This is a genomic window from Marinobacter sp. 2_MG-2023 (genome assembly GCF_030546935.1).
Classification (GTDB): domain Bacteria; phylum Pseudomonadota; class Gammaproteobacteria; order Pseudomonadales; family Oleiphilaceae; genus Marinobacter.
The window spans coordinates 376,545-398,130 of the sequence record NZ_JAUOPH010000002.1 but is presented as its reverse complement, the minus strand read 5'-3'; the positions used below and the strand labels follow the sequence as shown (position 1 = coordinate 398,130).

The following is a 21,586-nucleotide window of genomic DNA, read 5'->3' as shown; positions in this document are numbered from 1 at the left end:
GGATTGGGTGCTGGAGTCTAACAGGTTTGTTTTTTAGTTTCGGAGTTAGTCTTCCGGGCGACAGCGCCTTTGCAGACACGCCGTGAACCCATCCGTGGGGACTGTGCATTGCCATCCTTGGCAATGCACAGTCTGCAAAGGCGCTGTCGCCCGGAAGACCTCATGCTCTGATAATGCCTACAGAACACAATTCTCTGACCCACTCAGGTAATCTTTAGCCTGGATGAAGGCTCGGGATCAAAGAACCTTCAGCGCCGCATCGTAGTCGGGCTCTTCTTTGATTTCATCGACAAGCTGGCTGTGAATAACTTTGTTGTCTTCATCAAGGACCACCACAGCGCGGGCGCAAAGGCCGGCCAGCGGACCGGTCTGGATGCCGACTCCGTAGTCCTGCTGGAAGCTGTAGTTCCGGAAGGACGAGAGTGTGATGACGTTTTCAAGGCCTTCTGCACCACAAAAACGGGCTGCAGCAAATGGCAGGTCAGCGGAGACCACCAGTACAACGGTGTTATCCAGAGCGCCGGCCTTTTCGTTGAACTTGCGAGTGGAGGCTGCGCATACGCCGGTGTCTATGCTGGGGATGATGTTCAGGATTTTGCGTTTTCCCGCCCAGTTGTCGAGCTTTACGTCTTCCAGGCCACTGTTGGTCAATGTGAAAGGCGGGACTGTATCGCCGACCTGTGGAAACTTGCCGCTCAGTTCAATGGGGTTGCCGTCGAGAGTTACTGTGCTCATGGGTTGCTCCTATCGTTGCTCGGACATAGCTATCCGGAAATATTCAGAGACAGCTTACTCTGTTTAGACCATTTTGGATGAGTTTTCATCCTGTCTGTGGTTCGAATCCAGAAGCGGGGTGGCGCTGAACCAGCAAAAGGTAACTGCCGAGTGAAGCCACGGCACAGATAGCAATGATGGTTGCCATCACCAGCGAAGTACCGTCGTGCAGGTAGCCCACGAGCATGCCGGCGAGGGCTGCGATGGACATCTGGGCGAAACCGAACAGTGCTGAGGCGGAGCCCGCCATGCGTGGAAAGTTAGCCATGGCTCCCGCCATTGTTTGGGGCATCACCATGCCTGTTCCGGCCATAAACAGTGCCTGAGGTAGTATGACGGCCCATACGCTGAACACCTCTGCGAGTGCCAGCGATACCATAAGGCCGCCGGCTGCCACGGCAACAAAAAGTCCGCGCAACAGAATCTGATCCGGAGTCAGGCGGCTGCCAAGACGGATAGCTGTGAGGTTACCGGTTATATAGCCCACCACGATGCCGGCAAAGTACAGGCCAAACTGTTGCGGTGGCACTTCTAGAAAATCGATCAGTACGAACGACGAACCGGAGAGAAAGGCAAACAGTCCGGAGAAAATCAGCGCATTGGTCAGGGTATAGCCGAGAAAACTGATGTCTGTGCCTATGGCGCGATAGTTTCGTAGCAGGCTGCAGAGTTTTAGTGGCTGACGGTATTCGGGCCGCATGGGCTCGGGGATTCCGAACGCCACCACTACAGCCATGATCAGGGCATAGCCGCCCAGCGCCAGGAAGATGGAGTGCCAGCCCAGGCCGGCAACCATGACACCGCCCAGTGTGGGTGCGATAGCTGGAGCAAGCGCCATGATGCTGGCAAGAAGCGCCATGATTTTTGCGGCTTCGCGGGGTGTGTAGATGTCCCTGATTGCAGCACGCCCGAGAACTGGCCCGGCTGATCCGCCCAGCGCCTGTAAAAAGCGGCACAGAATCAGGGTTTCAATATTGCTGGCAAGCGCACAGCCAATGCTGGCGATGGCGAACAGCACAAAGCCGCCAATCATGATCGGTTTGCGTCCAAACCGGTCAGCCAGTGGGCCACACACCAGTTGCGCTATGGCAAAGCCCGCCATGTAGAGGCTCAGGGTTAGCTGAACCTGGCTGGTACCCGTGCCGAAATCACTGCCAATCTGCGGCAGTGCCGGCAGATACATGTCAGTGGCCAGCGGCCCCAGTGCGACGGCGGCGGCTAGCAGTATGGTTGTCCATATACTTGTGAGTGCGAGCATTTATTGTCCAAGCTTACATTGGGGGATAGCAGGTGTGGGATGGGCTTTCCAAAACACGCTCCTTGCGGCACATCCATGTGGCGCTTGGGCTCCGCCATCCATGGCTCCGCACAGTTTTGGAAAGCCCATCCCACACCTGCACTCGACATTGGAGTGGATTCTAGGGGCTGATTTGCAAAAAAATAACAGGGGCGCTGCTCATAGGATATATGAACAAAATTGATGAATTACTCGTTGAGGCCGTTCATGGTGGCTGCGACTGCGTTCACCTGGTTTCTCAACCAGCGGTGAGCCGGGTCATTCTGGTTGCGGCGGTGCCAGAGCATCAGCAATGTAAAAGGCTTGTAGCTGAAGGGTAGGGGTGCCCAGGCAAAGTCTCGGAGTAAGTGTTTGCTCATGCGCTCAGGCGCGGTTGCCAGCATGTCGCTGCCCCGGAGAAATTCCGGCAGGCCGGAGAAATTGGAAACGGTAATGACGTTACGGCGGGTCAGCCCCCGGGCTGAAAGGCCGGCCTCCAGGGCGGGTTTCTCACCAGTGCCGAACACCAATGCTATGTGATCGGCTTTCACATAGTCGGTCACTGTCTCCGGCGCTTCACGCTGGCTCGGGTCGAAGAAGACGACCATCCGATCCCCCATCAAGCCTCTTTGCATTATGTCAGTGGCTTCCGGCGCGTGCGGTGAAATGATCAGATCACAAATATCCTTGCGCAGCATGTCTGCATTGGGAATGCCGGAGGCAATCACTTGCAGCATGATGCCCGGAGCCTGTTGCCGCAGACGCTGCATCAACGGTGGGAGAAGCAGGTCCCGCTCGTAATCGTTGGCGGCAACGGTAAAGGTGAATTCGGTGGTTTCTGGTGTAAAGGGGGGGCCGGAGGCCAGTGAGTGCAGATCATCGAGAATCTGGCGAATGTGCGGGCCTGCCTGCACTGCATAGCGAGTGGGCGTTATACCGCGTCCGGATTTGACGAACAGGGGGTCGCCGAGGGCAGTGCGTAGCCGGTCCAGTGTATGGCTAACGGCTGACTGACTGACCCCAAGCTTGATGGCCGCACGGGAAACGCTTCCTTCGTCCAGAACGGCAACAAAGGTTTGCAGTGCTCGAATATCAAGATTGAATGTATCAATTAGGTTCATGGATAGCAGTGTAATCGAGAACGGTCATTCCCGCTTGCTAGTCTGGTCACAATCAGCCACTGCCCATAGCCCGTGGTGATTGGTATGATTGCCCATCTCTGTCCAAATAATCAAAACAGGCATCGCATGCTCAGCTTTCTACCTGCTCCCGTTATCGGCGTACTCAATTCCATTTTGTTGGCAGTCAACACTCTTTTCTGGTGCCTGTTACTTTATATACCGGCGCTGCTGAAACTTGTTATCCCGCACAAGGGCTTTCGGGTTCTTTGCACCCGGGTCATCATCTGGATCTCGGAATCCTGGGTGGCTTGTAATACCGGTTGGATGAAGCTGACCCACGGCACGCAGTGGCAGGTCACTGGTGCGGAAAATTTGCGTCGTGAAAGCTGGTATCTTGTGTTGAGTAATCACCAGAGCTGGGTGGATATCTTTGCCATGCAGCGGGTGTTTAATCGTCGCGCGCCTTTCCTGAAGTTTTTTCTGAAACAGCAGCTTATCTGGGTACCTGTTATCGGGCTTGCATGGTGGGGTCTGGATTTCCCCTTCATGAAACGATATTCGCGGGAGTATTTGCTCAAGCACCCTGAGAAGCGTGGGGAAGACCTGAAAGCCACTCGCCGTGCCTGTGAAAAGTTCCGTTATACGCCAGTGAGCGTAATGAACTTTGTGGAAGGTACGCGGTTTACCCAGGCCAAGCACGACAAACAAAAGTCACGCTATACCCATCTTTTGACACCAAAAGCCGGCGGTGCGGCCTTTGTTCTGGATACCATGGGTGACTCGATAGAAACGCTTGTTGACGTAACCATTGCCTATCCTGGCGGCGCACCCACCTTCTGGGATTTTATTTGTGGCCGGTCGCGGGAGGTGAAAATGGACATTCAAACGGTTGCCATTCCCGAGCACCTGAAAGGTCGGGATTACTCAACCGATGCGGAACACCGGCGTAATGTGAAAAACTGGCTGGCAGAAAAGTGGCAGGCCAAGGATGCACGCCTGGAAGAAATGCTTCGCCCATAGCTTCACCACCCTCGCCAGACCCGAGCGACTTCAGCCTTTGCTGTTGTCGCTTTCTTTCTCTTCTGGCTCTACCTCACCGGGGTGCTCTCGCTTGTATCTTTCCCAGTCTTCCCAGTCGTGTGGCGTACCTGCATGGGGCCGGCGCAGGTGCTTTGCGTGTTCTATCGCGTTGTGCTGTAGGCTGTGATCAGGACTGTCCTCTTCCTTGTCGAAACCGTGTTTTTTCAGGAATTCATCCGGACTGATGGGCATGGCGCACCTCGTTGACGTATCTGTGTGATGTTATCGGTACGATGCACCTGCCCTTATGGTTTTTCAACCGGCTCAGGAGCCGGTAGTGACAGGGATTTCTTCAGCCTCCACCAGCTTGAAGTTGATTTGCCGGCGCTCCTCCTCTACTCCTGAGAAGCTGACTTTTACTGCCTGATTAAGCTGGAATACGCGGCCATTCTTGTTGTGTATCAGGCGCAGAGTCACTGGGTCAAAGCTGTATTTGCCATTGAGATCCCTGCAACTCACAAACCCTTCCAGCCCATTGGCTTCCAGGCGCACGAAGAAGCCCGCAGGGATTGTGCGGCTGATGACGCCGTCCATGGGTTCGTCGCCCAAAGTTTTGGCAAAATCGCTCTTGAGCCATGTTTCCAGGCTATTGGCCGCCTGTCGGGCTTTGAACTGGGCGTTCTGAAGCGCCATCAGTTGTTCGCTGCTCAGCATCTGCATTGGCGTATCCCAGAGCGCTGCTTTGATGAGCCGGTGCACATAGAGATCGGAGTATTTGCGCAGGGGAGATGTGAAAGTGGTGTAGGCATTGAGCCCCATGCCCTGGTGTGGGGCCGCCGTAAACGACAGCTCTGCCCGGGCCAGTTGGCGCGAAACGATGGCCTTTACTGGCACTTCCGCTTCCAGTTCTGAAGTCTGTTTCATCAATGCCAGGAAACCAGCCGGCGTTGTGGCATCGATATCGGCGAACTGTGGCGCGTAGCCTTCGATCAGAGCGCGAATGTTGGCTGCACGGTCATTACGCAAACCAGGGTGTTGAATAAACAGGCCTGATGGTCGGCTGGCCAGAAAATCCGCAGCGCAGCGGTTGGCGGCAACCATGCATTCTTCAACAAGACGGTGCGCTTCGTTTTGCACCGACGGCTCAATAGCGCGAATGCGTCGGTTTTCGTCCAGCCTGAGACGGAATTCCGGGCGGTCGCCGCTTAGCAGTGCATGTTCGCTGCGCCATTTCCGCAATGCGGTTGCGACCTGGTGCAGCTGGTCGAGACTGTTGGCGACTGCGTCCGGCAGAGCTTTGATGTCTTCGTCTTCACGACCTTCAATCAGATTCGCGACCAGATCGTAACTGAGCTTGCCCCGGGAACGGATAACAGCCTGATGGAAACTGTAGTCACCCAGGCTCCCATCGTTATTGACTTGCAGGTCGCACACCAGAGCCAGTCGATTAACGTCTGGCATCAGCGAGCACAGTCGGGTGCTGATAGTGTCGGGCAGCATGGGCAAGGGCTCGCCCGGGAAATAAATAGCAGTAGCCCGGTTGAAGGCTTCGAGTTCAGCCGCGCTTTCAGTACCAATGACCGACGACGGGTCTGCAATGGCAATGGATAAAGCCCAGCCTGTGGCGTTTGGCTCTGCCAGCAGAGCGTCATCCATGTCTTGAGTGGCGGGGCTATCGATAGTGACATAGGCGCGACCAGTGCGATCTTCCCGGCCGGGCGCCAGCGCTTCGATGGCTGCCTCGTCGAGCTTTTCGGCCTGCTGTACCACCGGTTCGGGCCAGGCGTCTGCCAGATCAAAGGTGGCCAGCGTAAGGGCGCGCTCGATACCGGGCTCACCGGCTTTACCAATAACCCGAAGCACCTTGGCCTGACCTTTGCCGTCATGAAACGGGTGCTTGTGTATGCAGCAGTAAAGATAGTCGTCCGGTTGCGCGTTCATCCGCTCTTTCGGAGGAATGAAAATCCAGCGATTGATGCCTGGCGTTTCCGGCACCACAAAATGCCCTTTCCCCTTGACCAGATAGCGTCCGACAAATGTGCTCAGCCGGCTTTCGAGAAGCTCGTCTACCACACCCTGGATTTTCCCTTTATCGACTTCCTGCTCGGTCACATTGACTCGGTCACCAGGAAGCACCTTCTGCATTTCTTCGGGAGGCAGGAATACATCCCGCCCTTCATCCAATGCGACGAATCCGAAGCGGCCGTTGGTGGCTTTTACCGTTCCGGGGAAAACGACTTTGCTTTGCTCAATGTCAGACTTTAGCTGGCGCAACTGGTTGAGAGCGTCGGCGTTGAACATGGATTAACCTGGCTGAAAAAATGAATGATGGAGCGGAGTATAACGGTTATGGCGATATGAGTCAGACCCGTTACACGGGGTTAATTCCGGTTTTATCCGAAGGGGTGATGCAGACGCGGTTGCGGCCACCATTCTTGGCGCGATAAAGCGCACTGTCAGCATTGCGCAGCACAGTATCGATGTTGTCCCCGGGTTCTGAGAAATAGCCGCCTACGCTGACCGTTACCGGTGTTCCGGTTTTTCGGCTTTCCTGCTCAACATTTTCGCATATGCGCCGGGCAATACGTTCCAGGGTTGCCGGATCACAGGGCGAGAGCAGAATAACAAATTCATCGCCGCCCCAGCGCCCCGGGTGATCGTAGGGGCGGACACCGGCTTTTAGCCACAAAGCGACGCGGCAGAGAATCTCATCGCCCGCCTGATGGCCGAGCTGATCGTTGATTGATTTAAAGTGATCGATGTCCAGCCAGATCAAACCAAAACCACTGCCCAGCCGCTCTGCGCGCTGAATTTCTTCTTCCAGAATTTCGTCCAGCCCACGGCGGTTTTTAAGGTTGGTGAGTGGATCGATACGAGCCAGGCGGGCAAGCTCGTCGGTACGCAGGGAAACCTTGTTTTCCAGCTCCCGGGTAGAATCGCGCAGGCTATCCGTCATTTTTTCAAAGTGGTCGACGAGCCGACCTATCTCGTTATCCGGTTTGTCCAGGCGAGGTAGCGTAAAGCTGCCCCTGCGAACCTTATCCACAGCTTCTTCCAGCCCCACGATCGGCTTCAGGATGCGTGATTGGATGATGAGGTGGAACACGATCAGAGTGATGAGGAGGCTTGCAATAAATACAGCCACCAGAGGCCACAGGTAGCTCTTTGGTAGCAGTGTGTTCAGGTCAAGCAGGGTTATTTCAAACCAGCCAATTGCTGGCAAAAAAGCCACTCCGGCCAAGTGTTCGCGACCCTCGACGGTAACAAACCCGCTTTCTACGTGACCTGCTGAACCGGAGCTTTTCTTCAGCAATTGCAGCATGCCGAGAATCTGCTGTTTGTCTTCGGGGGCGTCAAACAGCAAGTCGACTGTGTTTTTCTGACCTTCTGGTTTGATAACGCTCGCGAAATCGATGTAGTTGCGATCCCGGTAGAGTTGTATGGCACCGTTATAATCGACAAACAGCGTCGTAATGCCTTCCTGGTTGATATCGACGATATCCTGCAGAAAAGTGTCGAGGTTCATGCCAGTGCCGACCATGCCCACTACTTGATTTGCGGAGTTGCGCATCAGCACATCGATCCAGAGCTTGGTAACGCCCAGCTCCGCATCGGGGTTTACATTCAGGTGGAAATCACGGCCTTCTTCGATTAGCTGGTAAAACCAGGCGTCATTGGGTTCATCGGGGTCCAGCACGTATCGAAACTGTTTGCCGGCAAACTCATTTTGCTCGTTATTGAAGTAATAGTGACCACTCTCCCTGAGCGCGACAAAATAGCTGTTATCGCGAAAGTTGGCGCGAAAGCTCTCCATCTCGCGGATGGCCGTATCTTCGAGAGCCTGGTTGCCGGGGGCGGCAGCCCAGTTGAGGAGCGCGGAGGAGTCTGCCATCTGTCTGGCGAGGCCGATTTCGCGCTCGAGGGATTGCAGAAGTCGGGCGCTGTCGTAGCGTACCTGTATCTCAGCGACCTGACGCCCCCAACGCTCGATCAGGTCTGCTGAGAGCTCCCGGTAGGCAAGCCAGGAGGCACATGCAGATATAACAATCAGGCCTGCTGCAAGGCTGAGAAACCGGGTCTTGAGGCTCAAGAACTGCTGACTCCGTTTATAGGGATGGAAGCAATGATAGAGCAGAGGTTGGCGGGAGTGTAGAAAAGAATGTCATAAATGCATTAGAACCTGTTGCAGGTCAGCTCCGGTGCTTTGTTGCGCCGATACTAATCTGCAGCAGGCCGACATGACTCTGTTCTGACCCCTGTTCGTGGGTTAGTTGTGCTCGGAAAACACTTTGGTTTGGCCTTGCGCATTGAACATCAGCACCTGGTAGTGCTCTTTTCGATCGCCCATTTCCATACCCGGAGAACCAACCGGCATGCCAGGGACGGCCAGGCCTCTGACTTTTGGAGCGTCGGCGATCAATCGATGAATGTCGTTAGCGGGCACGTGCCCCTCGATCACATAGTCACCCACGAAAGCGGTGTGGCAGCTGGCCAAATTGGGGCTAAGACCTGCTTCTATTTTGACGCGGTTCATGTTGTGGGTGTCGGTGACTTCCACATCAAAACCGTTGCTTTCCAGGTGATCAACCCAGTTGGTGCAACAGCCGCACGTGGGCGACTTGTAGACATGAATGCTCTGAGCGGCGTCCGCTGCCAACATTGGTGTGCTGAACCCGAAGGTGGCACTCAGGGCGAACCCCAAAATCTGTTTCTTCATGGTTTTGCTCTTTTTGTGTCGTTTTTAGTGATGGCTTTTATCCGGTTCGGAGGCATTGCTATCGGTTGGAGAAAGCCAGAACCACCAGACAATAGCGGCCATGAGCATAAGTCCTCCGGTATTGACCAGTAATGTTTCCATCAGTTTCGCTCCTCTTCCGGTTGTCGGCTTTGTTTTGGCTCTCGCACTGGTTTGTGACTGGTTTTGAACAGCCGCAGGCGGTTGGCGTTGGTGACCACCGTAACTGAGGACAGGGACATGGCCGCGCCGGCGAGAATCGGGCTCATCAATATGCCCCAGACTGGATACAGCAGGCCTGCGGCAATGGGAATCCCGAGGCTGTTGTACACAAAGGCCCCAAAAAGGTTCTGGTGAATGTTCTTCACTGTGGCCCGGGAAATTTCGATAGCATCCGGTACGCCGTGCAGGGAGCCGCGCATCAGGGTAATGGCGGCGCTTTCGATGGCGACGTCTGTGCCTGTGCCTATGGCAAAACCTACATCCGCAGCGGCCAGAGCAGGGGCGTCGTTGATGCCGTCACCCACCATGGCAACCGTGTAGCCTTTGCCGCGCATTTCGTTTATTACGTCGGCTTTGTCTTCTGGCAGGACTTCGGCGCGGTAGTCGTCGATACCGGTTTTCGTGGCAATGGCTCTGGCCGTGGCGTCGATGTCACCGGTGACCATCATGACGCGGATGCCTGCATCGTGTAGACGCTGAATAGCCGCTTCCGAATCCGCTTTGATGGCGTCCGCAACGCCCATAACGCCCAGCAGCTCAGTGCCTCTGGCGAGAAACAAAGGCGTGCCGGCCTGCTCGGTAATGGCTTTTTCCGCATCGGCCAGGCCTGCCAGAGAAATACCTTCAGCCTCCAGCCAGCGGCGGTTACCCAAGCGGATTATGTCACCCTCAAACCGTCCCGCGACACCTTTGCCATTCAGCGCTTCAAAGTCAGTGACCTTGAGTGGCTCCGCGCTTTGCTCTTTGGCTTTGTTACCGATGGCTTCCGCAAGTGGGTGTTCGGAATGCTGTTCAAGACCGGCTGCCAATGCCAGCAACGTCTGTTCATCGCCACTCATCGCGTGCAGGCTGGTAACTGCCGGATGGCCTTCGGTAATAGTGCCGGTTTTGTCGAGAATCACCAGATCCAGTTTGCCTGCAGTTTGCAGGGCGTCCCCCTGACGAATCAGGGCGCCGTATTCCGCCGCTTTACCGACACCCACCATCACCGACATAGGCGTGGCCAGGCCAAGGGCGCAGGGGCAGGCAATGATCAGGACGGTGGTTGCAGCGACCATCATATGCACAACCGCGGGCTCCGGCCCGACGTTGTACCAGACCAGCGCGGCGGCCACCGCAATCAGCATGACGCTGGGTACGAACACCGACGATATTTTGTCTGCCAGCCGTCCAATGGCCGGTTTTGAACCCTGGGCTTTTTTCACCAGATGGATAATCTGGGCCAGGGCAGTTTCGCTGCCCACCCGGGTTGCTTCGTAAACAATGCTGCCGTGGGTGTTGAGCGTACCGGCAGAAACCTCGTCATCCACCGCTTTACTTACCGGCATGGGTTCGCCGGTAAGCATGCTTTCGTCGATACGGGTACTGCCTTCAACAACACGACCGTCTACCGGCAGGTTCTCACCGGGGCGAACGCGAATATGATCACCCTTGCGAACATCTTCCACAGGAAGGTCTTGTTCCTGCCCTTCACGGATAACCCGTGCTGTTTTCGCCCGCAAGTCCAGCAACCGGCGAACCGCCTCCGATGTTTTGCCTTTAGCGCGAAGTTCCAGTGCCTGACCCAGATTGATCAGGCCAATGATCATCGCCGAGGCTTCAAAATACACATGCCGCGCCATCTCCGGTAAGGCGTCGGGAGTGCTCACCACCGTTATGGAATACAGCCATGCGGTACCCGTACCCAGTGCAATCAGCGTATCCATATTGGCGTTGTGATGCCGGAACGCCTTCCAGGCACCAGTGTAGAAATGCCCACCTGTACCCGCCATAACGGCTAGAGTGATCAAGCCAAGAACGAGCCAGGTGCCCTGGTTTGTCTCGGTTACCGACATGGAACCGAACCCCATGCCCCAGATCATCAAGCCAACACCCAGGCCCAAACTGATGGCCATTTTTACCAGAAGGGTTTTGTACCGCTTTTTGTCTTCTTCCTGCTTCTTATCGTCTGCGGCGTCTGCATCTTCAATCACACTGGCGCCGTAACCGGAGTTTTCTACCGCCTTAATCAGAGCTTGCGGGTCGTTCGCCCCGGTTGCCGTAGCCGTATTGTCCGCAAGATTCATATGGGCGTGAGTCACGCCCGGCACCGACTTCAATGCTTTCTCAATGGTATTCACACAGGAAGCACAGGTAGCACCGGTCACGGCCAGGTGCACCTGATTATCGCCTTGAATAGCCGCTGCCTGTCTTTCCGGTTTGCCCTCGCTCGACGTTTCTTCCACTGTTTTGTCAGCTGTGGCTTCTACTTTCCCGGGCTTGAACGCGGAGCAACTGGCGAGTTGCTCCGCCTCTTTCACTGGTTCCGCCGGGTAACCCGTTTCGGTCACAATTCTGGCGGCTTCCGAGGCATCGATACCTTCTGGCAAAGCAACCGTCTGATCTTCCAGGTTAATCTCCACCAGGCCTGCATCGCCGGTCAGCGGCTCCAGCGCATTGCGAATCTTCCTGGCGCACCCCTGGCAGGTGGCACCGGAAATGCTGAGAGTCGTCTGTAATACTGGTGCATTGCTCATGGTGGTTTACTCCTCAACCTGCTTCCCGGGTTTGCTGTCATCCCAGTGCTCAATCAGTTGGCAGATGGTATGGCCATCCGGCGTCCCGTCCGGCATATCCTGCCAGGCGGCCAGCGCTGTTTTCATGCGCTTTCGGAGCTGTAGCAACTCATCGATCTCCCGCTCTACCTCGGCCAGCCGTTGCTGGAATACATCCCGAACCATAGGGCAGGGTGAGTGATGGTCGTCTGCCTGATCCAGAATCTCTCGAACCTCCGGTAGTGAAAAACCCAACTGTCGGGCCTTACGTGCAAAGCGCAGACGCCGAAGATCCTCAGCATCGTAATGCTGGTAGTTGTTGTCCGGATTTCGAGTGGGTTTTAGCAGTCCTTCCCGTGTATAAAAGCGCACGGTATCGGGGTTTACCCCGGCAGAAGTAGCAAGCTCTTTAACTTTCATAATCCAGCAGCATCACCAAAGGTTAATGAGCGGCGGTTTGGGTTGTGTGCCCGAAAATGCTCGGAGCCATGGAAGGCGGAGAGCAAGCGTACATGGACGTATTCACAGCGGTTTTCGGGCACACAACCCACACCGGCGCGGCTATCGCAAAAGCACGATAGCCGAGAGTATTTGAAACTTAAGAGTAGCCTAAAACCTGTGACCTACTCACAGGTCAAAGGTTTTCAGGAAGAGGAGCTTTTAGCCCGAAGGAAGGTGCCACAATTTTTGCACTGATCCGGCGCCATCAATTTGGCCTGCCAGCCAATCTTATGGCCACAGGCAGGGCATGCGAGGCGCAGTTGCAGAACAATGATCGGAGCAATCAGAGCCGCAAGCAGAAAGCCCAGGGATCCCCAATCGTCACCACTGGAAAGCCCCAGCTGGCTACTGAACACCAGCACAATCACCAGAGCCACGAATGCAAAAATGAAATAATTCCGGTTCCAGCGCTCCCATCGACGAAGCTTGGTGTCCTGTTCCGGCGTCAAATAACCCGTGGGCATAAAATTTCACCTGAAAAATTCAACAACAATTCTGGGGCTGATCTACGGTGATTACAAACCGGAAACAGCCATTACACCTGCTCAAAAGCGCCATTGGACAGGGCTTTTTCCAGCTCCACCGCTGGAACGGGGCGACTGATCAGATAGCCCTGCGCCATATTACAGCCCTGGCTCCTTAGCAAATCCAGCTGCGCCCGTGTTTCCACGCCTTCAGCAACCACCTGTAAGCCCAGGTTGTGCGCCAGATTGATGACCGCCCGGGTAATCACAGCATCATCATGGCGCTCTGTCACTTCTGTTATGAATGAGCGGTCGATTTTCAGAAGGTCCACCGGGAAATTTCTCAGGTATGCCAGGGAGGAATAGCCGACGCCGAAATCGTCGATCGCAAGATGCACGCCAAGATCGTGCAGACGCCTCAGCTGGCCAAGGTTGTGCTCTATATTCTGAATGAAGATTTCTTCGGTGAGTTCCACTTCAAGCCGATCAGCGGGGACTCCCTCGGCCGCCAGAGTGTTTCTTACCCGTTCAACCAGGCTGTCATCATCCAGCTCCCGCCCGGACAGGTTCACGGCTACCCTCAGGTGTTCAAAGCGGGTTCCTCTCCAGGCCGCCAGCTGTTGGCAGGCCGCCATCACTACCCAGTGCCCGATCTCGGTTATCCTGCCGCTTTCTTCTGCCAGTGGAATGAATTCTCCTGGGGCAAGTAGACCTCTGCGGGGGTGTTGCCAGCGGATGAGCGCCTCGACACTGTTAATTTCACCGCTGTCCAGATTCAGCTGAGGCTGATAATGCAGTACAAACTCGTTTTTGACCAAGGCCTGGCTGAGGTCCTTTTCCAGCTCCAGGCGCATGACCTCCCGTTCCTGCATACCTTCGGTATAAAATTGATAGGTATTGCGGCCCTGCTCTTTTGCGCGATAAAGGGCTATGTCAGCGTTGCGCAGCAGGGTGTCCGCGTCCAGGCCACTTTGGGGGTAAACGGCAACCCCAAGGGTTGCTGTTATTTTGTGAGCTTCACCCTGAACATTGAATGGCGTTTCAAAACACTGCTTGATCCGGCCGAGCAGATGAAGAACATCGTCTATATCCTCCACATGCTGAAGACAAATCATGAACTCGTCGCCACCGGAATAGGCGACCGTGACCCGCTCGTTGCTGAGCTGGTTGAGACAACCCGCGACCTGAACCAGAAGGGCATCACCAAACTGGTGTCCAAGCGAGTCGTTCAACATCTGAAAGCGGTCGAGGTCCAGCATCACCAGTGCTACCTGGTACGACTGACGATTCGCGATATTCAGCGTATGAGCAAGATCTTCCATAAAGAAGCGACGGTTCGCCAGGCCGGTAAGGGTATCGGTGGATTCCAGTCGCACAAGATCCTGCTGAATGGTTTCGCGCTGCGCGATTTCTTCATCGAGCTTCCGCCTGGCTGTTAACAGAGCCTCATTGCGTTTGAGGATAAGCTGCAGGAAAAGGGTCGCGAGGCTGGTCAGCAAGCCCATAAAAAGAAGGGTAATAAACGTCCACCGGGGCCAGGGACTGGTCTGTTTTTCAAACCACTCCGGCGAAGGCTCGAGATTCAATTGCCAGTTCAGTGTGGGAAGTTTGATTGGCACAGTATAGGAGGCGGTGGCATCTGAACGCTCGAAATCACTCAGCGTATAAACCGTCGCACCGCGACTACGGATCTCAATCCGGAACATTCCCGGCTCCCGTGTGGCCATAAGCTGTCGCGCCAGGGTTTCCATCTTGAATACACCCGCAACAAAACCATTGTTATTGGGGCCGGTGCCGACCGGAGCGTAAATAACAATGCCTTTGCCCCCCTGGCGTAGTTCGATCACCCCGGAAATGTCATAGTTTCCAGTTCGTATCGCAGCCTCGAGAGCGCTGCGGCGCTGCTGATTAAACGCAGAGTTGAAGCCAACGACACCTTCGTTGGAGGCCAAAGGTTCCAGCCAGCGAATAATGAAGTCGCGGTCTATCCACTCAATGGCCTGATAGATACGGAAGTCGTTAAGATAGTTGCGTGCGTCTTCACGCCATTCGCTTTCCGGCTTTTGCGGGTCTTTTGCCAGGCGACTTGCCATGCGCCGAATAGCATCAGCGTGAACCATGAACTCCCGTTCGAGGGTGTTGGCCATGCTCCGGGTTTCATTTTCGAGGTTGGACTGTATCTGGCCTGTGTACTGCCCGATGAGGCCGTAGCGGAAACCTGCCGCCAGACCGAAAAATACTATGAAGATCACCACCGGAAAGGCAGGGTGTAGCAGTCTCTTCGGAAAAAGCCCGCCATTCAAAGGTGAGTATGCCAAGAAGTGCTCCGTTTACCAAAGACCGACGAACCAGTGTAACGCCTGCATGTCGGTAATAATAAGCCATTCTTTGCCGAACGGCTTCTTGCGGTTCGTGGAGCTTCAGTCTCTGAAGTTGATTTTTGGCAAACCCTGGCGCGGAATTTCCTGCTTCGGGCAACGATCCATAACAACGGTGAGCCCCGCAGCTTCGGCCCGGGCAGCGCCTTCGTCATTGATAACACCAATCTGCAACCAGATCACCGGAACCTTCAGTTCGATGGCCTGATCAATTAGCGCATCTGTGCGCTCAGGTGCCAGAAACACCTCAACCATGTCAACGGGTTCGGGCAGGGAGGCTATGTCGGGGTATACGGTCTCTCCAAGCACTGTCTTGCCTGCGAGGCGGGGATTCACTGGAATAACCCGATACCCATGTGCCTGCATAAACTCCATGACTTCGTGGGAGGGTCGATTGGTTTTCTCGCTGGCACCTACGAGAGCAATGGTGCGGACTTGCTCAAGAATGGCGCGCATCTGATCAGGTTGATTGCTTGGCATGGTTTCGGGCCACCTGGGTTTGGACTAACGATGTGCTTCAAGACAGACAGACACGGACTCTGCATAGCGTAGCGCGTGAGGCTTGTCGATTTCTACCTGCGCCCACTTTACGGCCCCATGTTCCATCACGATGTTGAGTACTTCGTGCGTCAGGCGCTCAAGTAGGGCGAAGCGGTTTCCATCCACATGGCCGATAATCTGCTTGGTAATGGTGCGATAATTGAGCGCTGCCGTTATCTCATTCCGGTTAATCGCTTCCGTCGCATCGTACGTGAGGCACACGTTGATCTTGATGTCCTGCTGGTTATTGATCTCTTCGTCCTTGATGCCAATGTAGGCACGCAACAGCAGATCCTTGATCTGTATTCTTGCCTGGTGGTTGCAGATAACGTCTGTCATACCGCCTCCATTCAAATGGCTGCAATCAGCGATTGTTGCTGATCAGGTTGAGAAACTCTGCGCGCGTTGCCTGGGATTTTCGAAACTGCCCAAGCATCATGGACGTTTTCATCTTGGAGTTCTGCTTCTCCACGCCCCGCATCATCATGCACATATGCTGGGCTTCGATGACTACTGCAACTCCTTTCGCGCCGGTGACACTCTCAACTGCTTCCGCAATCTGGCGGGTGAGGTTTTCCTGAATCTGCAGGCGCCGTGCATACATGTCCACGATACGTGCAAACTTGGACAGGCCCAGAACACGACCCTGGGGCAGGTAGGCGATGTGGCACTTGCCTATAAAAGGCAGCACGTGATGCTCGCACATGCTGTACAGCTCAATATCCTGCACTACAACCATCTCATCCATCGCGGATTCAAAAACCGCATTGTTGACGAGATCGCCCAGGTCCTGCTTATAGCCGTGGGTCAGGAATTGCATGGCTTTGGCGGCACGCATCGGAGTGTCTTGCAGACCTTCACGGTTGGTATCTTCACCCAGCCCGTTGATGATGGCGCGGTAGTGGCCCGCGAGGTCGTCAAGGAGTTTGGTCATAGTCGCTTCCGGTTCTCTTTATGGTAAAGGTTATGTTTCAGGTTAGGGTAAGGGGTATGGTACGAGGGCCAAAGCTTAAGTGAATTTGACCGGTATCTCTACGGTTTACGATGTCACTGCCGGAAAAGACCAGTTCCCGTTTTCAGTTTGCGAAGCGCAATTGCCAGGTCTCTGGCGGGAGGGCCGGGTTTATCTTAAAGTCGCTTACTAAGAAAGATCTATCGGAGACAACGCATGGAACGGCAGATACCGGATATCGGGGGTGAAAAGGCAGCCGGGTCCGGAGAGGCGACGCTTGAGGTATGGCAGCAGGGCGGAAAATGGTTCAGCTATGACGGCCACGCGATATTCAGCCGGATGGCAGGCCAGGGCGAGCCACTGGTGCTCCTGCACGGTTTTCCGACATCCAGTTGGGACTGGAACCGTATCTGGCCCATGCTGCTTAGGAGCAATAATGTGCTGGCTGTGGACATGCTGGGGTTCGGCTTTTCTGACAAGCCCAGAGAGCATGAGTACAGCATTGATGATCAGGCAGACCTGATGCAGGGTCTGTTGGAAGGTCTTGGCCTGAAGTCTGTGCATATTTTAGCCCATGACTATGGGTGCAGTGTTGCCCAGGAACTCCTGGCCAGGGAGCAGGAGGGGGCGCTGCCTTTCCAGATTGCCAGTGTCTGTTTCCTGAACGGAGCCCTGTTTCCGGAAGTGCACAACCCTTTGTTGATTCAGCGCTTGTTGGGCGGACCGTTAGGCGGACTAATCAGCCGGGGCCTGACTCGGCGCAGCTTTGAGCGAAGTTTTATGAAGCTGTTCGGCAGTAGAAGTACTCCGGGCCGGCAGGAATTGGACGACTTCTGGCAACTCATCACTTACAACAACGGTCGCGGCATTCTTCACCATTTGATCCAGTTTATGGAAGACCGACGGTGCCACCGTCATCGCTGGGTGTCCGCCTTGCAGAACGCGAGTCAGCCCATGCGCCTCATTTCGGGAATCGCAGACCCGGTATCAGGAACTGTCATGGTGCACCGCTATAAGGAGATGATTCATGATGCCGATGTCGTGCAACTGAGGAATGTGGGTCATTACCCGCACTTTGAAAGCCCCTGGGAGGTATTCAGCGCCTACAGGGAGTTCCGAAAACGGTTCTGAAGTGCGGGGCTGGCTACTATTACTTTTGTTCAGTTGGCCCGCGAAGTTCGCTTCGTTAAAATTTGCTGACTCTGCGATCTGACCATCGTTCTTGAAGAAACGCCGACGGGAAACCTGATATGACTGCCATCCACACCCGCGCCTCCGCTTTAACCATAAGGGCGGGCCGGCGAACCATGGAACGCCTGCGGGAAAAACCGCTGACCCCGGATGATGTTCACGTTTTACCCGGAGCGGCCGGTGGTCCCAAGGCGCTTGGGCTCAGTGGTCTGGACAAGGCCATTTTCGGGGACTGGCTGCCGCAGGCTGAGCAGGAGCGCTCCCTGATTGGTTCTTCCATTGGCAGTTGGCGGTTTGCGGCGATTGCCTCTTCGGATAATCCGCGGGCTCAACTTACACGACTGGCTGAGCTGTATACCTCGCAGCGGTTCTCAAAAGGTGTCACTGCTGCTGAAGTTACGCGTCAAAGTGTTCTGTTTCTCGAAGAACTGATCGGGGGGCGGGAAGATTATATTCTTCAGCACCCGTGGTATCGCCTGAACGTGGTTGTTGTTCGCACCTTTGGAATGCTCGAACCCGAGTCCAGAGCACGCCTTGGTTTCGGCCTGATGGGGGCCATAAGCGCAAATATCGTTGGCCGACGACACCTTGGACGCTTTATGGAGCGGGGTATCATCCACGATGCCCGGCTGAAAGCGCCTCTGTCACCGCTGATAGACTTTCGAAGTCATGAAATCCCTCTAAGCCGCGAGAATCTCCTGCCCGCTCTGCTCGCCTCGGCATCTATACCCATGGTTATGTCCGGAGTCCGGGATATTCCTGGTGCGCCAACGGGGCTATACCGTGATGGAGGGCTCTTGGATTACCATCTCGATCTCCCCTATGAACAGCCAGGCGTGGTTTTGTACCCGCATTTCACGGATCGCGTGGTGCCCGGTTGGTTCGACAAGACGCTACCCTGGCGGCGTGGAGATGCGACCCGTTTGCAGGATGTCTTGCTGGTAGCTCCTTCCGCGGATTATCTGGAACATCTGCCAGACGGCAAGCTTCCGGACCGTAAGGATTTTGAAAGCTATGCAGGGGATGACATTGGCCGGGAGCGCTCGTGGCGCAAAGCCATTGCCGAGAGTGAACGAATGGGTGACGAGTTCCTTGAGCTGCTGGCAACCGATCGCCTGATGGATGTTCTCCAGCCTTTGTGATTGCAGGCTGGAGAGATTCTGAAGAAGTGCTTGCTGGAGCCAGGCTGCCTCTGGCTTACCTTGAGCCCTGTGCCGAAAACCGGCCAACGACACCATAGACAACGAGGAATGTGACAAAGGCTGTCACCACGACCGAAGGACCGGCTGGTGTATCCAGGTGCCAGGACATGCCGAGCCCACCAGCTACCGCAGTAAATCCGAACACCACAGCCAGAGCTGCCATCTGTTCCGGGGTGCTGGCCAATCTGCGTGCTGTAGCTGCGGGAATGATCAGCAGCGCGGTAATCAGCAGAACGCCCACCATCTTCATAGCGACCGCAATTACCAAAGCGAACATCAACATTAGCAGAAGGCGCAGGCGGGCAACCGGTACGCCTTCGACACGCGCCAACTCCTCATGGATAGTACTCATCAACAGGCCGCGCCAAAGCACCGCCAGAAGCGCAAGAATTACTATCGCACCGCCATAGATCCACAGCAGATCGTTTCGGTTCATGGCCAGCAGGTCACCGAAGAGCAAACCGGTCAGGTCAACTCTGACCTCCGGCATGAAGCTGAGAGCCACCAGGCCAATTGCCAGGGCGCTGTGGGCAAGAATGCCCAGTAGCGTATCCGTAGCGAGTGTTTTGTTGTGGGAAAACAGCATCAGTGCCATCGCCAGAGTGACGCTGGTGATGATAACCCCGAGATTCAGTGGGACACTGATCAGAAAGCTGAGTGCTATGCCCAACAGTGCGGAGTGAGCCAGAGTGTCGCCGAAATAGGCCATCCTGCGCCACACCACGAAACAGCCCAGAGGGCCGGCGATCAGGGCCACGCCAAGGCCGCCAACGAGTGCGCGCCAAAAGAAGTCATTCAGTATGGTGTCAATGATGGTCATGTTGGCACCCCTCATGACAATCTCCAGTCCCCGAGCCCAGGCTTGCATGGTCGCGATCAATCACATTCCCGTGCAGGTCGTGGCTGTGGTTGTGGTGGTGGTGATACACCGCCAGAGATTCCGCTACCGGGCGCCCGAAGGTTTCAATAAAAGCCGGATCGTGAGAGACATCCGCAGGGTGCCCGCTACAGCATACGTGTTGGTTCAGACAGATAACCTTGTCGGTTGCGGCCATGACCAGATGCAGGTCGTGGGAAATCATGATGACCCCGCAGTTCAGCTCGTCCCGTAACTGGCGAATCAGATCGTAAAGCGCGGCTTGACCGTTGATATCAACGCCCTGTGCTGGCTCATCCAGCACCAGAAGATCCGGTTTTCGGGCCAGCGCCCGAGCTAGCAGAAGGCGCTGCTGCTCGCCGCCGGACAGGTGGTGCACAGAGGCGTTAAGCAGATGGCTGACCCCCGTTCTTGCCAGCGAGGACTCGCAATCTGCCAGCGATCGGCCGCTAAGCAACATGAAGCGTTTAACGCTCAGTGGCAGGGTTGATTCCAGGCTCAGATGCTGGGGTACGTACCCGATAACCAGGTTGCGGGCGCGCTTTATACGTCCGCTGGTGGCGGCCTGAATGCCCAGAATCGCCTTGATCAGAGTCGTTTTGCCGGCACCGTTGGGCCCTATGATGGTAATGATGTCGCCACGGTGCAGGGACAGGTTTACCCGGTCAACAACCGGTCGTTCGTCAAACCGGACGGTGAGATTTTCGATGGCGACCAGTTCCTCACTCATACTGCTTTTTCTGCCTGACATCCGGGGCACAAACCGGCCACTTCGAGGGTCACTGTTTCGGCTCTGAACGCTTCGGCGTTTGCGGCATTCTGTATTGCTGTGGATACCGATGCGTCTGTTAGCTCAAGAACATTGCCGCAGGCACGGCAGATAAGAAACATGCCCGTGTGATGTTCGCCTGCATGAGTGCAGCCAGTAAAGGCATTAAGCGATGCTATACGGTGAACCAGCCCTTGCTGCTGCAGAAAGTCCAGGGCCCGGTATACGGTCGGTGGTGCAGCGTTGTGGCCTTCGGAGGTCAGTTTCGCGAGTACATCGTAGGCGCCGAGGGGCTTGTGGGATTGCCAGATCAGCTCCAGAACCCGCTCACGGGTGGGCGTCAGGCGAACATTCTGCTGCTGACAGATTGACCTGGCATCAGCCAGCGCCTGGGTGACGCAGGCTTGATGGTTGTGAGGGCGATACGGAAGCGCATGGGCAGACATGGCCGGGATCCTGCGTTTGCAAAAAGTGCAATATTATAACATTTGCACGGATCCTCATGCCATGGCTATCAGAGTAACCCGGGTGTCAGCCGACTCCGTGGTTTCCGAAGTCAGGCTCAGGCCAATGCTTCGCTGGCGAGAGATTCCAGGTAGTCCAGATCGGGAATCCAGGCTATTTCACCATCAACATCAACCTGCATAATATCAGCGGGGCCGTTTTCACCATCCACCTGTTTGAGCTGGTCTTCCGTAATACGAACCTGGCTGGGGATACCTTGGGTAATCAGCGCCATGAAACGCAGTTTTTTATTGGCACTGATGGTATTGAGCACGACAATCCGGCCTCTGTTTTCGCCGGGCACTGACAGAGTGCCGCCGTTAGCTGCGTCGTAAGAGATAACTGGCAGGTTCAATCCGCGCCACTCCAGCTGCCCCGCAAGCCAGTCCGGGGCGCCGATACCTGAGTCGGTGCTGGCGTAGTCCACCACTTCGGCAATGGATACGTTGGGCAGAATAAGCTGCCGCCTGCTTACGGGGATCATAACGCAGGAGAGGGTTTGGCTGTTGTCTTTCATTGCTTGTGT

At 55.4% G+C, this 21,586-nt stretch carries 21 protein-coding genes; 3 read left to right on the top strand and 18 right to left on the bottom strand.

Annotated elements, in window-relative coordinates; genetic code table 11:
* Nucleotides 1-237: 237 nt before the first annotated feature.
* The 3 genes from tpx to Q4501_RS05620 form a co-directional block, all read right to left on the bottom strand.
* Nucleotides 238-735: a thiol peroxidase gene (gene tpx / locus Q4501_RS05630; protein WP_303594940.1), complete on the bottom strand. Its 498-nt coding sequence runs from the start codon at nt 733-735 to the stop codon at nt 238-240.
* Between the two features lie 85 nt (nt 736-820).
* A complete protein-coding gene (locus tag Q4501_RS05625) occupies nt 821-2,032 on the bottom strand; it encodes a Bcr/CflA family multidrug efflux MFS transporter (RefSeq protein WP_303594938.1) in 1,212 nt (403 codons plus the stop codon).
* A 227-nt stretch (nt 2,033-2,259) separates the two neighbouring features.
* On the bottom strand, nt 2,260-3,171 hold the full coding sequence (locus tag Q4501_RS05620; RefSeq protein WP_303594936.1) for a LysR family transcriptional regulator: 912 nt from the start codon (nt 3,169-3,171) through the stop codon (nt 2,260-2,262).
* A 126-nt stretch (nt 3,172-3,297) separates the two neighbouring features.
* Here Q4501_RS05620 and Q4501_RS05615 point away from each other — a divergent pair, with 126 nt between their 5' ends.
* Nucleotides 3,298-4,191 (top strand): acyltransferase, encoded by an 894-nt coding sequence (locus Q4501_RS05615; protein WP_303594935.1) that lies wholly within the window; start codon nt 3,298-3,300, stop codon nt 4,189-4,191.
* 30 nt (nt 4,192-4,221) lie between these two features.
* On the opposite strand, the gene Q4501_RS05610 is transcribed toward Q4501_RS05615, so the two are convergent.
* The 11 genes from Q4501_RS05610 to folE form a co-directional block, all read right to left on the bottom strand.
* Nucleotides 4,222-4,443 (bottom strand): hypothetical protein, encoded by a 222-nt coding sequence (locus Q4501_RS05610; RefSeq protein ID WP_303594934.1) that lies wholly within the window; start codon nt 4,441-4,443, stop codon nt 4,222-4,224.
* A 72-nt stretch (nt 4,444-4,515) separates the two neighbouring features.
* The gene (locus Q4501_RS05605) at nt 4,516-6,492 is read right to left on the bottom strand and encodes a ribonuclease R family protein (protein ID WP_303594933.1); all 1,977 of its coding nucleotides are present in this window, start codon (nt 6,490-6,492) and stop codon (nt 4,516-4,518) included.
* Between the two features lie 70 nt (nt 6,493-6,562).
* Nucleotides 6,563-8,281 carry a diguanylate cyclase gene (locus Q4501_RS05600; protein ID WP_303594931.1) on the bottom strand — a complete coding sequence of 573 codons (1,719 nt, stop codon included), beginning with the start codon at nt 8,279-8,281 and terminating at the stop codon, nt 6,563-6,565.
* A 177-nt stretch (nt 8,282-8,458) separates the two neighbouring features.
* Nucleotides 8,459-8,908, bottom strand: a complete 450-nt coding sequence (locus tag Q4501_RS05595; protein WP_303594929.1) for a DUF411 domain-containing protein — start codon at nt 8,906-8,908, stop codon at nt 8,459-8,461.
* Nucleotides 8,909-9,048: 140 nt separating this feature from the next.
* Nucleotides 9,049-11,664, bottom strand: coding sequence for a heavy metal translocating P-type ATPase (locus tag Q4501_RS05590; protein ID WP_303594927.1), 2,616 nt, complete (start codon nt 11,662-11,664; stop codon nt 9,049-9,051).
* A 6-nt stretch (nt 11,665-11,670) separates the two neighbouring features.
* Nucleotides 11,671-12,102: a MerR family transcriptional regulator gene (locus Q4501_RS05585; RefSeq protein WP_303594925.1), complete on the bottom strand. Its 432-nt coding sequence runs from the start codon at nt 12,100-12,102 to the stop codon at nt 11,671-11,673.
* A gap of 224 nt (nt 12,103-12,326) precedes the next feature.
* Complete coding sequence (locus Q4501_RS05580) at nt 12,327-12,647, bottom strand: hypothetical protein (RefSeq protein WP_303594923.1); 321 nt, start codon at nt 12,645-12,647, stop codon at nt 12,327-12,329.
* 71 nt (nt 12,648-12,718) lie between these two features.
* The gene (locus Q4501_RS05575; RefSeq protein ID WP_303594921.1) at nt 12,719-14,965 is read right to left on the bottom strand and encodes an EAL domain-containing protein; all 2,247 of its coding nucleotides are present in this window, start codon (nt 14,963-14,965) and stop codon (nt 12,719-12,721) included.
* 102 nt (nt 14,966-15,067) lie between these two features.
* Nucleotides 15,068-15,505: a CoA-binding protein gene (locus Q4501_RS05570; RefSeq protein WP_303594919.1), complete on the bottom strand. Its 438-nt coding sequence runs from the start codon at nt 15,503-15,505 to the stop codon at nt 15,068-15,070.
* A 24-nt stretch (nt 15,506-15,529) separates the two neighbouring features.
* A complete protein-coding gene (gene folX, locus Q4501_RS05565) occupies nt 15,530-15,904 on the bottom strand; it encodes a dihydroneopterin triphosphate 2'-epimerase (RefSeq protein WP_303594917.1) in 375 nt (124 codons plus the stop codon).
* Between the two features lie 25 nt (nt 15,905-15,929).
* Nucleotides 15,930-16,499, bottom strand: a complete 570-nt coding sequence (gene folE / locus Q4501_RS05560) for a GTP cyclohydrolase I FolE (RefSeq protein ID WP_303594915.1) — start codon at nt 16,497-16,499, stop codon at nt 15,930-15,932.
* A gap of 234 nt (nt 16,500-16,733) precedes the next feature.
* Between folE and Q4501_RS05555 the strand changes: the two genes are divergently transcribed.
* Both Q4501_RS05555 and Q4501_RS05550 read left to right on the top strand, forming a co-directional pair.
* Nucleotides 16,734-17,648 carry an alpha/beta fold hydrolase gene (locus Q4501_RS05555; protein WP_303594914.1) on the top strand — a complete coding sequence of 305 codons (915 nt, stop codon included), beginning with the start codon at nt 16,734-16,736 and terminating at the stop codon, nt 17,646-17,648.
* A gap of 119 nt (nt 17,649-17,767) precedes the next feature.
* Nucleotides 17,768-18,850, top strand: a complete 1,083-nt coding sequence (locus Q4501_RS05550; RefSeq protein ID WP_303594913.1) for a patatin-like phospholipase family protein — start codon at nt 17,768-17,770, stop codon at nt 18,848-18,850.
* Nucleotides 18,851-18,905: 55 nt separating this feature from the next.
* On the opposite strand, the gene Q4501_RS05545 is transcribed toward Q4501_RS05550, so the two are convergent.
* From Q4501_RS05545 to Q4501_RS05530, 4 genes are all read right to left on the bottom strand, one after another.
* Nucleotides 18,906-19,730, bottom strand: coding sequence for a metal ABC transporter permease (locus Q4501_RS05545; RefSeq protein ID WP_303594912.1), 825 nt, complete (start codon nt 19,728-19,730; stop codon nt 18,906-18,908).
* Nucleotides 19,717-20,517: a zinc ABC transporter ATP-binding protein ZnuC gene (gene znuC / locus Q4501_RS05540; RefSeq protein ID WP_303594911.1), complete on the bottom strand. Its 801-nt coding sequence runs from the start codon at nt 20,515-20,517 to the stop codon at nt 19,717-19,719. The genes Q4501_RS05545 and znuC overlap by 14 nt, the downstream gene beginning before the upstream one ends.
* Nucleotides 20,514-21,002, bottom strand: a complete 489-nt coding sequence (locus tag Q4501_RS05535) for a Fur family transcriptional regulator (protein WP_303594909.1) — start codon at nt 21,000-21,002, stop codon at nt 20,514-20,516. Before Q4501_RS05535 ends, znuC begins: the two co-directional genes overlap by 4 nt.
* Nucleotides 21,003-21,118: 116 nt before the next feature.
* Nucleotides 21,119-21,577: a chemotaxis protein CheW gene (locus Q4501_RS05530; protein WP_303594907.1), complete on the bottom strand. Its 459-nt coding sequence runs from the start codon at nt 21,575-21,577 to the stop codon at nt 21,119-21,121.
* Nucleotides 21,578-21,586 lie beyond the last annotated feature (9 nt).